Here is an 11,957-nt window from a genome sequence, read left to right on the forward strand (position 1 = left end):
GCCGGGGCGAACGGCCCCGGCGCACGGCTCATTCTTGCCGGCGAGGCCTTTTGCCAGACGACCCGCCGCACCTCGAAACACTGCGCACTTTCGCATCTGCGAAAAAACCTGTATGAGCGCGGCGACAGAAACTGGCTGCGCCACCCTTCGCGCGTGCCCCGCCGACCCCAAAGAGCGACCATGAAACTGCGCAATATCGCGATCATCGCCCATGTCGACCATGGGAAGACGACACTCGTTGACGAACTTCTGAAGCAATCCGGCGCGTTCCGCGAGAACCAGCGCATCGCCGAGCGGGCGATGGATTCCAACGACCTTGAGAAGGAACGCGGCATCACCATCCTGGCCAAGGCCACCTCGGTCGAATGGAAGGACACCCGCATCAACATCGTCGACACGCCCGGCCACGCCGATTTCGGCGGCGAGGTCGAGCGCATCCTGTCGATGGTGGACGGTGCCGTGCTTCTGGTGGATGCCGCCGAAGGCCCGATGCCGCAGACGAAGTTCGTCGTCGGCAAGGCGCTGAAGGTGGGCCTGAAGCCGATCGTCGCCATCAACAAGATCGACCGCCCGGACGCACGCGCCGACGAGGTGATCAACGAGGTGTTCGACCTCTTCGCCGCACTCGATGCGACGGATGAGCAGCTCGATTTCCCGATTCTCTACGGTTCGGGCCGCGACGGCTGGATGAACCACAGCCCTGAGGGGCCGAAGGACCAGGGCCTCGGCCCCCTGTTCGACCTGGTGCTGGAACATGTGCCGGAGCCGGCCACCGAGCCGGGGCCGTTCCGCATGATCGGCACGATCCTCGAGGCCAATCCCTTCCTCGGCCGCATCATCACCGGCCGCATCGCAGCCGGATCCGTCAAGCCGAACCAGGCGGTGAAGGTGCTTCACCATGACGGCACCCTGCTGGAAAACGGCCGCATCTCGAAGATCCTCGCCTTCCGCGGGCTCGAGCGCCAGCCGATCGAGGAAGCGCAGGCGGGCGACATCGTCGCCATCGCCGGCTTGCAGAAGGGTACCGTGGCCGACACGTTCTGCGATCCCGCCGTCAGCGAGCCCATGGAAGCCCAGCCCATCGATCCGCCGACCGTGACGATGAGCTTCATCGTCAACGATTCGCCGCTTGCGGGCACCGAGGGCGACAAGGTGACGAGCCGCGTCATCCGCGACCGCCTCTTGAAGGAGGCTGAAGGCAACGTCGCGCTGAAGATCGAGGAAGCCGAGGACAAGGACTCCTTCTACGTCTCCGGGCGCGGCGAATTGCAGCTCGCCGTCCTGATCGAAACCATGCGCCGCGAGGGCTTCGAGCTCGCCGTGTCGCGTCCGCGCGTCGTCATGCAGAAGGATGAGAGCGGCCAGATCCTCGAACCGGTCGAGGAAGTGGTTATCGACGTGGACGAGGAGCATTCGGGCATCGTGGTGCAGAAGATGTCCGAGCGGAAGGCCGAGATGATCGAGCTGAAGCCTTCCGGCGGCGACCGTCAGCGCCTGGTCTTCCACGCGCCCACGCGCGGCCTGATCGGCTACCAGTCGGAGCTGCTGACCGACACCCGCGGCACGGCGATCATGAACCGGCTTTTCCACGAGTATCAGCCCTACAAGGGCGAGATCGGCGGCCGGATCAACGGCGTGCTCATCTCCAACGACAACGGCGAGGCGGCCGCCTATGCGCTGTTCAACCTGGAGGACCGCGGGCCGATGGTCATCGACGCCGGCACGAAGGTCTATCAGGGGATGATCATCGGCATTCACAGCCGCGACAACGACCTCGAGGTGAACGTCCTGAAGGGCAAGAAGCTCACCAACATCCGCGCCGCCGGCAAGGACGAAGCCGTGAAGCTGACGCCGCCGATCCGCATGACGCTGGAACGCGCGCTCTCCTGGATTCAGGACGACGAGCTGGTGGAGGTGACGCCCAAGTCGATCCGCCTGCGCAAGCTCTACCTCGACCCGCACGAGCGCAAGCGCTTCGAAAAGCAGAAGGTTGGGGCGGCGTAACAACGCCGCTCCGGTCTTTCCCGCGCCGACATCGGCAACGCCGGCGGGCCTTCGGATCAGCTCATTCGGGCTCCGGACGGGCGAAATCGCCGGTCTGCGGGTTCATGACCCAGAGTTCGCCGCTCGAGATGTCGAACCACGCCCCGTGCAGCGAAAGACGGCCCTTGTCCTCAAGGATCTTCACGCACGGGAAGCTGCGCAGATTGGCGACCTGGTAGCGGATCGATATGCGCTCGAGCGCCGTCTGGCGCTCGGCGGGCGTCATCATCGGATTGCTGGTGAGGGCCTCCGCCGCCGGCGCCACCAGGCCCATCCACTTGCCGATGAAATCGCCCGGCGACAGCGGCTCGGCGGACGGGTTGAGAGCGGCGCCGATGCCGCCGCACCGTCCGTGCCCCATGACGACGATGTGCTTCACCTTCAGGCTCTGCACCGCGAATTCCAGCGCCGCCGAAGTGCCGTGATGCTGGCCGTCGGGCGCATAGGGCGGCACCAGATTGGCGACGTTGCGCACCACGAAAAGCTCACCCGGCCCACAATCGAAGATCGTCTCCGGAGCGGCACGGGAATCGCAGCAGGCGATCACCATGGTCTGGGGAGACTGGCCTTCCTTGGCCAGGGAACGATACCGGTCGCTTTCGGAGGAATATCGCCCGGCCATGAAGTTGCGATAGCCGGCGAGCAATCGTTCGGGCAGATGGGTCATGGAATGCCGAATAACCGGAAATGGCGCGGCAGGCAACGTGCATTGTGCAATCCGGCCCGGCGCCCCGCGCGTCCGGTCAGGCCGTGCGGGAAACGGGCTCCCCGACAGCCTCGACCCTGATCTCCACCTGCGGCTGGCTGAGGCTCGGCCGGTCGGTTTCCAGCATCAGCTCGTCGGCACCGCGCTCGGCGGCCTTGCCGAGCACCTCCACCACCGACCCCGTCGTCAGGGCCAGAGCTTCGGCCGGCCTTTCCCCTGCCAGGATGCGCGCCAGATAGAGCGCCGCAGTCAGGTCTCCGGTGCCGTTGGGCGCCTTGGGGATGCTGTCGTGCTCGGCCCGCAACACCCTGTCGGGCGTCACCAGGAGATTTGCCAGCCGGCCCTTTCTGCCGGTCGGCGCGGATGTCACCAGCACACGTCCGGGCCCCGCCCTGCGCGCGGCGGCGACCGCCGCGGCCGTATCGGCGATCGCAAGCCCGGTCAGCCATTCGAGCTCGTAGCGGTTCGGCGTGGCGATGTCGGCGAGCGGCATCAGCGTGCTGCCGATAGCGCGCGCCGTCGCCTCGGGCACGTAGAGACCCTGCCGGTCGCCGATCACGGGATCGCAGACATAGAGCGCCCGCGGGTTGGCCGTCTTGACCTTGCGCACCAGCCCCGCGATGGCCTCGACCTGATCGGCGGAGCCCAGATAGCCGGTCAGCACACCGGCCACTTCGCCCAGCCAGGGGGCGTTTGCGAGGTCGGCGAGGAACCGCTCGAACGCGTCGGCTTGCGGCACGATCCGCGTTGCCGGGCCATGCCCCGGATGCCAGGGCAACAGGATGGTCGGCACCGCCCAGACGGGAAAGCCCAGCGTTTCGAGCGCGAAAACGGCCGCGCGGTTGCCGACGCTGCCGCGCGCGACATGGCTGGAGACCACGATGACGGCACGCCCTGCGCCGCTGGCCTGCGATCCCGTCATGGCGCTATCCGCCGAACACATAGTAGAAGAGCCACGCGATCAGCGCGACGAGCACCGTCACCGCGATCGTGCGACCGATGCGCGTTCCCCACAGCTCCACCGGATCGTCCTTGCGAACGTCGTTCGCCGTCACATGGTCACGCACGCGGCCGAGCATGGAGCTTTCGCTTTCACGGCCCACGCGCTCCAGGATGCGGCGGGATTCGGTTTCGGCCTTGTCGTCCTTTCGTCGTGGCGTCATGCAACAGTCCATGTGAGCACAATGGCCGAAACCCTACAGCACGGAGGCGATGATCGGAATTGGTTTCCTATCAGTGGTCCATGTTCTAATGTCGCCAGATCCAATGTCGACGAGGGGTCGATCCATGTCCTACGCCAAGCCCTTTGCCGCCCGTTTTCCGCGCGGCCCTTTCACCTTTGTCGCCCTGATCCTGATTCTTCCATTGTTGACGGCCTGCGGCTTCAACACCATTCCGACGCAGGAGGAGAAGGCCAAGGCGGCATGGAGCGAAGTGCTCAACCAGTATCAGCGTCGCGCCGATCTCATTCCCAATCTGGTCGAGACGGTGAAGGGCTATGCGGCGCAGGAGCGTGAGGTGCTGCAGGGCGTCGTCGAGGCGCGTGCCAAGGCGACCCAGGTGCAGGTCTCGCCGGAGATGCTCAGCAATCCCGAGGCCTTCAAGGCCTTTCAGGAAGGGCAGGCGGGCCTGACGGGCGCCCTTTCGCGGCTTTTGGCGGTGGTCGAGAACTACCCCGACCTGAAGTCCAACCAGAATTTCCTTGCCCTGCAGGCTCAGCTCGAAGGAACCGAGAACAGGATCGCCGTCGCCCGCCGCGACTATATCGAGGCGGTGCGGGCCTACAACACCTCCCTGAGGACGCTGCCGTCCATGCTGTGGGCCAAATTCTGGTTCACCGACGCAAAACCGTTCGAGACCTTCACCATCGCCGAGGACAAGATGGAGGTTCCATCGGTGAATTTCGACGCCAAGACCGGCGGCTGATCGGGTTTCGCTCGATGGGGGAGGCATTGTCGCGCGTCTCGACGGGGCCGGAGCGTGTCGGCCGGCTCGCAGGCCGGCTGCGCGCGATGCTGGCGATCTGCCTCGCCGTTCTCGCCGCATCGCTTTTCGCCCCATCGCTTTTTGCCACGTCGCTTTTCGCCGCCGAGATCCCGCCGCTCACCGGTCGCGTGGTCGACAATGCCGGCATCATCGACGATGCGGCGGAGCGGGCGCTGACCGAAAAGCTCGCCGCCTTTGAAGCTAGATCCTCCGACCAGATCGTCGTCGCCACCATCCGCAGCCTTGAGGGCGAGGCGTTGGAGCCTTTCGCCAACCGCCTCTTTCGCGCCTGGGGCATCGGCCAGGCCGGTGAGAACAACGGCATCCTCCTCCTCGTGGCGCTCGACGACCGCAAGATGCGCATCGAGGTGGGTTACGGGCTCGAAGGCACCCTGACCGACCTGCATTCGAAGCTGATCATCGAGAACACCATGGTGCCGGCCTTCCGCGCCGGCGATTTTTCGGGCGGCATCAGCCGCGCCGTCGACGACATGATCATGGTGCTCGAGGGCAATGCGGCCGAACTGGAAGCCCGCGCCGAGCGCAACCGGCAGCAGGAAGAGAGCATCCCCTGGCCGGTGCTCCTGTTCATGCTCGTCTGGGGCACGTTCTTCTTCGGCGGATTCGCCTTCGCGTTCCTGCCGCCGATCTTTGGCCGCAAGATCGGGCCGGGCCGCTATCGCTGGCTCGGCATGGACGTCAGCTACAACAAATCGGGCCGGCGTTCGTCGAGTGGACGGTCATCCGGCGGATGGTCGTCCGGAGGCGGAGGGTTCTCCGGCGGCGGCGGCTCGTCCGGCGGCGGTGGCGCCTCGGGGAGCTGGTAGAATGACAAGACGGGACAAGACGCTCAGCGCAAGTGAGCACGATCGCATCGCCCAGGCGATCAGGGATGCCGAGCGCAACACCAGCGGCGAGATCTACTGCGTCCTGGCGCGCTCGAGCGATGCGTATCTCTACCCCGCCGGCCTCATCGTGGCCCTGGCGATCCTGATTCTCGGTCCGCTTGTCGCGCTCGGCCTCGAATTCTGGTGGGTCGTGATCGATCCGGTGGCCTTCGCCACGGCACAACTCGCCGCCTTCGCCGCTGCCGCGCTCCTCGTAACGGCTTTCCCCGGCCTGCGCGCCGCGCTGGTGCCGAAGGCGCTCAAATACCGCCGCGCCCATGACAACGCGCAGAAGCAGTTCCTCGCCCACAACATCCACACGACCCAGCATCGCACCGGTGTCTTGATTTTTGTTTCGCTGGCGGAACGATACGTTGAGATTGTGGCGGATCGTGAGATCGATGAGCGTGTTGAGCAGGCGGTGTGGAACGATACGGTGGCGATTCTGCTCGCCCACGCGCAAAAAGCCGCGCTCGCCGAGGGATTTGTGGAGGCTGTCTCCCGCGTCGGCGCCGTTCTGGCCGAGCATTTCCCCGTCGGCCGGCTTAATCCCAATGAAATCGAAGACCGTTTGACGGAAATCTGAGCACTTTCGGCTGGCTGGGCGTTACCGCAAAGACAGGCTCTCTAATGCTTGCGCATCCCTCACCGACGCAGCTATGGTTAAGAAACCATGAAGACGCTGACGATCGACATCAGACGAGCAGAGCCGAAGGACGCCGAGGCGGTGGCCGAGGTCCACGACAGGGCTTGGCGCGGCGCCTACACCGGCATCATACCCCATCGCGCACTGGGCCGCATGATCGGACGGCGCGGACCGCGCTGGTGGGGCAACGCCATCCGGCGTTCCGCGACGGTCCTCGTGCTCGAGGTCGGCGGCGAGGTCGCCGGCTATGCAACGCTCGGCCGCAACCGCGCCCGCGAGCTTCCCCACCAGGGCGAGATCTACGAGCTCTATCTGAGCCCCGAATACCAGGGCATCGGTTTCGGCTCGCGCCTGTTCGCGGCGGCGCGCGAGATGCTTGCCGCCCATGGCCTCAAGGGCCTCGTCGTCTGGGCGCTGGAAGACAACAGCACAGCCATCGCCTTCTATGCCGGTGCCGGCGGGCGCGACGTGGCCGAAGGTGTCGAGGTCTTCGACAGCAAGGCCCTGCGCAAGCTGGCCTTCGTCTGGGACTGATCTGCGCCGCGAATCTTTCGCACTGCAACATCGTTCGCATTGCCATGCGGCGCGCGACACGATAAAGCCCTCCCATTCTTTCCAGGCTGCACGATCCGGTTGGCTCGCCTGGCCATCGCACCGGGCCGACACAGCCTCGATCTGTCAGAATGAAGGAACGCTTCTCCCATGCGCATAGACGCCATCGCCACCGGCAAGAATCCACCGGAAGACGTCAACGTCATCATCGAAGTCCCGGTCGGCGGACAGCCGATCAAATACGAGATGGACAAGAATTCCGGAACGCTGGTCGTCGACCGTTTCCTCTACACCCCGATGACCTACCCGGGCAATTACGGCTTCGTCCCGCACACGCTGTCCGATGACGGTGATCCGATCGACGTGCTCGTCTGCAACACGCGCCAGCTCATTCCCGGCTGCGTGATCAATGTGCGGCCGATCGGCGTGCTGATCATGGAAGACAATTCCGGCCAGGACGAAAAGATCATCGCCGTCCCCTCGCCGCACCTGACGCGCCGCTACGAGATGGTGAAGAACTACACGGACCTGCCGGAGATCACCCTGCAGCAGATCCAGCACTTCTTCGAGCACTACAAGGATCTGGAGCCCGGCAAATGGGTGAAGATCGGCGACTGGATGGACGCCGCTGCCGCCCGCAGGCTGATCGTCGAGGCCGTCGACCGGGCCAAGGCCAGCAAGGCCGGCTAACCCCCGTTGTCGCCGCCGCTCGGTGCCGGTAGCGGAACGGTTCCCGCATCGATCACCGGCTGGTCGGCGCCGCAAGCGAAATCGAAAGCCTGCTCATCGGCGATGCGGCGGGCTTTTTCATTGGCGTTTTCGTTTCCGGTCGCCACCACATAGCCCATCACGCAGCCCTGGCGCTCCTGCACCTGGCCGACCTTCTCGACCACCAGCACCTCGATGTCCTCGTCCTCGCCTTCGTCGGCGCTGACGAACCAGCGATGGATCGTGGCGATCGGACTCCTCCGTTCGCCGTCAACCAGGATCCGCCATTCGATCGTTGTTCCGGTGCGGTTGAAAGCGGCGAAGCTTTCCCAGTCGCGTGCCGGATCTCCCTCGGGCGGAAAGCCGTAGAAGATCGATTCCCGCAGATCGCCATAGAAGACGAGCACCGGATAGCCGCGCCAGCCGGGGCAGACGTAGCTCGCCCAGTCGGCCGACTCGTCCGCCGCCGGGGTCGCAAAGGCCGCGCAGTCCTTGCCGATGTCCAGCTCGGTATGGGCGCTTTCGATCTCGGCTGTGACAGCAGGTCCTGTCATGGCGATGAAAAGACAGCCGATCAATGCCCGTCGCATGACGATCGCTCCTGTTGGTTGCGACCGCACAGTAACGGGTTTTGGCGACGCAGCCTATCCTTTCGCCGCCACCAGTGCTTCCAGCCGTTTCAGGATATCGGCCGCTTCGCCCTTCATCTCGACCGTCTTCAGCCGGGACGTCGCGCCGCCGGCGACGGAAACGGCGCTCGCGGGCAAGCGAAGCTGCTTGGCAAGCAGCTTTTCCAGTGCCGCATTCGCCTTGCCGTTCTCCGGCACCGCGCGCACGCGAACCTTCAGATGGCTTCGCCCGTCATCGGTCTCGGCAAGTCCCTCGACCGCATCGCGTGACGACTTCGGCGTCAGCCGGACGAACACGGCGACGCCGTCGCTGGTGGGGCGATACCAGGCGGGAGTGCCCGGCATTAGGTCACAGCAGCGCTGGCGCGACCGTCGTCAGAATGAACTGGCGGACGAAGAAGAGAATCAAAAGCAGGATGATCGGCGAGATGTCGATCCCGCCGAGATCGGGCAGCACATTGCGGATCGGTCGCAGGGCCGGCTCCGTCACCCGGAACAGGAAGTTGCCGATGGACCCGACGAACTGGTTGCGCGGATTGACGACGTTGAAGGCATACAGCCAGGAAAAGACGGCGGACGCGATAATCAGCCACCAATAAATGTCGAGCGCCATGACGATGGTCTGGATAAGCGCGAGCATGCCGGTCTCCTGGGCCAGATGGATATGTGCGCCGAAAGCCGGCCGTTCAGCCGTGGCGCCACGATTTTTGCGACATGTAGCCATTGCCGCCGGACCCGGCAAGTCCGACCGTCTTTTTTGCGCCGCCGCCGCCACGCCGTCCGGCTGAAAAATCACCGGGCCAGCCCTGCATTTGGGCAAACTCGCTTCTTGACAGGCCGGTGGCTGCGGACCTAAATGCGGCCCACCGGCGATACGGGGCTGTAGCTCAGATGGGAGAGCGCGTCGTTCGCAATGACGAGGTCAGGGGTTCGATCCCCCTCAGCTCCACCAGCCGGCCAACTCCCATACACTGAAGCCGATGGCCCGCTCGAGAGGGCGAGCTGGAACCGTTTTTCTTCGGAACATTTGCCGCTCCGGCGGAACGGCCTTCCCCCTGCCGGGCAGGGGAAAGGCGCTTTGCACAAATGCCGAGCGTTCAGCCCTGGCGCTTGCGCGCCGCCAGCGTCCGCAGGCGCAGGGCGTTGAGCTTGATGAAGCCCGCCGCGTCCTTCTGGTCGTAGGCGCCCTGATCGTCCTCGAACGTCACCAACGCATCGGAGTAGAGCGATTTGCCGGACTTGCGACCGGTGACGATGACGTTGCCCTTGTAGAGCTTCAGGCGCACGTCGCCTTCAACATCCTGCTGGCTCTTGTCGATAGCCGCCTGCAGCATCTCACGCTCCGGCGAGAACCAGAAGCCGTTGTAGATCAGCTCCGCATAGCGCGGCATCAGCTCGTCCTTGAGATGCGCGGCGCCCCGATCGAGCGTGATCGATTCGATGGCGCGGTGCGCGGCGAGCAGGATCGTGCCGCCCGGCGTCTCGTAGACGCCGCGCGACTTCATGCCGACGAAGCGGTTCTCGACGAGATCGATGCGGCCGATGCCGTTGTCCCGGCCGAGATCGTTGAGCGCCTTCAGGAGCGTGGCCGGCGACATCGCCTCGCCATTGATGGCAACCGCATCGCCGGCCTTGAACGAGATGGTGATCTCCGTCGGCTGGTCGGGCGCATCCATCGGCGAAACGCTTCGCTGGTGCACATATTCCGGCGGCTCGCTCCACGGATCTTCCAGCACTTTGCCTTCGGAGGACGAGTGCAGGAGATTGGCGTCGACCGAGAACGGCGCCTCGCCCTGCTTGTCCTTCGGCACGGGAATCTGGTGCGCCTCGGCGAACTTCAGAAGGTCGGTGCGCGACTTGAAGGTCCAGTCGCGCCAGGGCGCGATGACCTTGATGTCCGGGTTGAGCGCATAGGCCGAAAGCTCGAAGCGCACCTGGTCGTTGCCCTTGCCGGTCGCGCCATGGGCGATGGCGTCGGCGCCGGTCTCGGCGGCGATCTCGACCAGGCGCTTGGAGATCAGCGGCCGGGCGATGGACGTGCCGAGAAGATAGGTGCCTTCGTAGAGCGCATTGGCGCGGAACATCGGAAAGACGAAATCGCGCACGAACTCCTCGCGCACATCCTCGATGTAGATCTGCTTGATGCCGAGCATCTCGGCCTTCCTGCGTGCCGGCTCCAACTCGTCGCCCTGGCCGAGATCGGCGGTGAAGGTGACCACCTCGGCGCCGAATTCGGTCTGCAGCCACTTCAGGATGATCGAGGTGTCGAGGCCGCCCGAATAGGCGAGCACGACCTTCTTGACGTCTTTGTGTTGGGTCATGGTTTTGTCCGGTTTTCGAGAGTCTCGGCGGAGCCGACGGAGCCCCGCGCGCCGAAGCCCCATGAGTTGGGCCGACTATTATCAGGAATGGCCGCGCGAGCAAGGCCAAGCCGCACAAATGAGAAGGGCCACGCCGAAACGACGCAGCCCCTCGCCCCCGAATGAAGCGGCATTTTCTATTTGGCGACGTCCGCCTTTACCTCGGCCACTTCCTCCGCGCTCATCTCGCCCACCGTGGTCACCGTGCCGTCCTTGATCTGCCAGAGACGGAACGGACCGGTGATGTCGCCATACTGGTCGAAGCCGACTGGTCCGATGACGCCTTCGTATTTGATCGGCTTGCCGTCCTTGATCAGCGCCAGCGCCTTCGCGAATTCGTCCTTGCCGGCGTGGACGACTTCGCCCCCCGCCGCGACCACTTCGGGGATAGCCGCCTTGATCGCTGCCGGATCGCCCTTGCCGGCCTTGGCGACGGCGAGGGCGACGATGGCGCCCGCGTCATAGGAGCGGTCCGCGGCCGGCGCATCGGGCTTGATGCCGCCTGAAAAGCTCTCGTAATTGGCGTAGAAATACTCCGTCGAGGCGGTCGGATTGGTGCCCGAGGAGGTGCCGTAGGCCTCGTTCAGGTACTTGGCGCCGACGGCCTCGATGAATTCTTCCGAATTCATGCCGTCGTTGAGCAGAAACTTCTGCGGGCCACCGCCCGAGATCCAGGCGCGCGCAATGGTGGCGCCGTCGACCGGGTAGCTCACGAGATAGAGCGCTTCCGGATCGCCCGCCATCGCCGCGCTGGCTTCCGAGGCATAGTTCGCCTGGCGCTCGTTGTAGGGGGTGACGGAGGTCACCGTGCCGCCGAGCTTTTCATAGGCGGCCTTGAATTCGCGCACCATGTTGACGCCGAAATCGTTGTTGACGTGGATGATCGCCAGCTTCTTCAGCCCCTGGTCGAGCGCATATCTCGCCGCTGCAGTGCCTTGCAGCGCATCGGACGTGATGGTGCGGAAGAACACGCCGTTGGTCTTGCCGTCGCGACCGAGCGCCGTCAGCGTCGGCGAGGAGGACGCCGGCGAGACCTGCACGACGCCGGCAGCGGCCGTCACCGAGGTCAGGATCGGGATCGACACCGACGAGATGATGCCGCCGATGATGACCGGCACCTTCTTCACGTTGACGAGCTGGGTCGCCTGATCGACGGCGACATTGCCCTGGCTCTGACTGTCGCGCGTGTCGGTCACCAGCTTGCAGCCGTCGACGCCGCCCGCTTCGTTGAAGTCGCGGAAGGCCATCTCGACGGATTTGGCGCCCGCCTGACCGTACTGTCCGGCCGGTCCGGTCAGTTCCATGACCAGGCCGATGGTGATGTCGCAATCCTGCGCGGCCGCCGGGGCGACCAATCCCGCAAGCAGAGTGGTGAGCAGAAGCATCTTCTTCATCGTTGCGTTCCCCTATCTGGTTTCCTTGTTTGTCCGGGCCGTTTCC

General features: G+C 64.8%; 14 protein-coding genes and 1 tRNA gene. 7 read left to right on the plus strand and 8 right to left on the minus strand.

Going from position 1 to position 11,957, the window contains the following annotated elements:
• Positions 1 to 180: 180 nt before the first annotated feature.
• Positions 181 to 2,004, plus strand: a complete 1,824-nt coding sequence (typA, locus tag NUU27_RS05515) for a translational GTPase TypA (protein ID WP_257761076.1) — start codon at positions 181 to 183, stop codon at positions 2,002 to 2,004.
• A gap of 61 nt (positions 2,005 to 2,065) precedes the next feature.
• Here the strand turns inward: typA and NUU27_RS05520 are convergent, their stop codons facing one another.
• From NUU27_RS05520 to NUU27_RS05530, 3 genes are all read right to left on the minus strand, one after another.
• Positions 2,066 to 2,710, minus strand: a complete 645-nt coding sequence (locus NUU27_RS05520; protein WP_257761077.1) for a carbonic anhydrase — start codon at positions 2,708 to 2,710, stop codon at positions 2,066 to 2,068.
• Between the two features lie 76 nt (positions 2,711 to 2,786).
• Entirely contained in the window at positions 2,787 to 3,671 is an 885-nt protein-coding gene (pdxY, locus tag NUU27_RS05525; RefSeq protein ID WP_257761078.1) for a pyridoxal kinase PdxY, read from the minus strand.
• Between the two features lie 4 nt (positions 3,672 to 3,675).
• Complete coding sequence (locus NUU27_RS05530) at positions 3,676 to 3,912, minus strand: hypothetical protein (RefSeq protein ID WP_257761079.1); 237 nt, start codon at positions 3,910 to 3,912, stop codon at positions 3,676 to 3,678.
• A 124-nt stretch (positions 3,913 to 4,036) separates the two neighbouring features.
• On the opposite strand from NUU27_RS05530, the gene NUU27_RS05535 reads away from it, so the two are divergent.
• The 5 genes from NUU27_RS05535 to ppa all read left to right on the plus strand — a co-directional run bounded on the left by NUU27_RS05535 (position 4,037) and on the right by ppa (position 7,510).
• The gene (locus tag NUU27_RS05535; protein ID WP_257761080.1) at positions 4,037 to 4,675 is read left to right on the plus strand and encodes a LemA family protein; all 639 of its coding nucleotides are present in this window, start codon (positions 4,037 to 4,039) and stop codon (positions 4,673 to 4,675) included.
• A 14-nt stretch (positions 4,676 to 4,689) separates the two neighbouring features.
• The gene (locus NUU27_RS05540) at positions 4,690 to 5,562 is read left to right on the plus strand and encodes a YgcG family protein (RefSeq protein ID WP_257761081.1); all 873 of its coding nucleotides are present in this window, start codon (positions 4,690 to 4,692) and stop codon (positions 5,560 to 5,562) included.
• Position 5,563: 1 nt separating this feature from the next.
• Positions 5,564 to 6,208 (plus strand): TPM domain-containing protein, encoded by a 645-nt coding sequence (locus NUU27_RS05545; RefSeq protein ID WP_257761082.1) that lies wholly within the window; start codon positions 5,564 to 5,566, stop codon positions 6,206 to 6,208.
• Positions 6,209 to 6,295: 87 nt separating this feature from the next.
• Positions 6,296 to 6,802, plus strand: a complete 507-nt coding sequence (locus NUU27_RS05550) for a GNAT family N-acetyltransferase (RefSeq protein ID WP_257761083.1) — start codon at positions 6,296 to 6,298, stop codon at positions 6,800 to 6,802.
• 168 nt (positions 6,803 to 6,970) lie between these two features.
• A complete protein-coding gene (ppa, locus tag NUU27_RS05555) occupies positions 6,971 to 7,510 on the plus strand; it encodes an inorganic diphosphatase (RefSeq protein WP_257761084.1) in 540 nt (179 codons plus the stop codon).
• Here the strand turns inward: ppa and NUU27_RS05560 are convergent.
• The 3 genes from NUU27_RS05560 to NUU27_RS05570 are packed head-to-tail and all read right to left on the minus strand — an operon-like array spanning position 7,507 to position 8,797.
• Positions 7,507 to 8,118 carry a hypothetical protein gene (locus tag NUU27_RS05560; RefSeq protein WP_257761085.1) on the minus strand — a complete coding sequence of 204 codons (612 nt, stop codon included), beginning with the start codon at positions 8,116 to 8,118 and terminating at the stop codon, positions 7,507 to 7,509. The two genes, ppa and NUU27_RS05560, sit on opposite strands and share 4 nt — an antisense overlap.
• Before the next feature lie 54 nt (positions 8,119 to 8,172).
• Positions 8,173 to 8,502: a DUF167 family protein gene (locus NUU27_RS05565; protein WP_257761086.1), complete on the minus strand. Its 330-nt coding sequence runs from the start codon at positions 8,500 to 8,502 to the stop codon at positions 8,173 to 8,175.
• Between the two features lie 4 nt (positions 8,503 to 8,506).
• The gene (locus NUU27_RS05570; protein WP_257761146.1) at positions 8,507 to 8,797 is read right to left on the minus strand and encodes a YggT family protein; all 291 of its coding nucleotides are present in this window, start codon (positions 8,795 to 8,797) and stop codon (positions 8,507 to 8,509) included.
• 236 nt (positions 8,798 to 9,033) lie between these two features.
• Here NUU27_RS05570 and NUU27_RS05575 point away from each other — a divergent pair.
• A tRNA-Ala gene (locus NUU27_RS05575) sits at positions 9,034 to 9,109 on the plus strand.
• Positions 9,110 to 9,254: 145 nt separating this feature from the next.
• Here NUU27_RS05575 and NUU27_RS05580 read toward each other — a convergent pair.
• Positions 9,255 to 10,478 carry an argininosuccinate synthase gene (locus NUU27_RS05580; RefSeq protein ID WP_257761087.1) on the minus strand — a complete coding sequence of 408 codons (1,224 nt, stop codon included), beginning with the start codon at positions 10,476 to 10,478 and terminating at the stop codon, positions 9,255 to 9,257.
• A 176-nt stretch (positions 10,479 to 10,654) separates the two neighbouring features.
• On the minus strand, positions 10,655 to 11,911 hold the full coding sequence (locus NUU27_RS05585) for an ABC transporter substrate-binding protein (RefSeq protein WP_257761088.1): 1,257 nt from the start codon (positions 11,909 to 11,911) through the stop codon (positions 10,655 to 10,657).
• Positions 11,912 to 11,957 lie beyond the last annotated feature (46 nt).

It is taken from the genome of Nitratireductor sp. ZSWI3 (assembly GCF_024655565.1).
Classification (GTDB): Bacteria; Pseudomonadota; Alphaproteobacteria; order Rhizobiales; family Rhizobiaceae; genus Nitratireductor.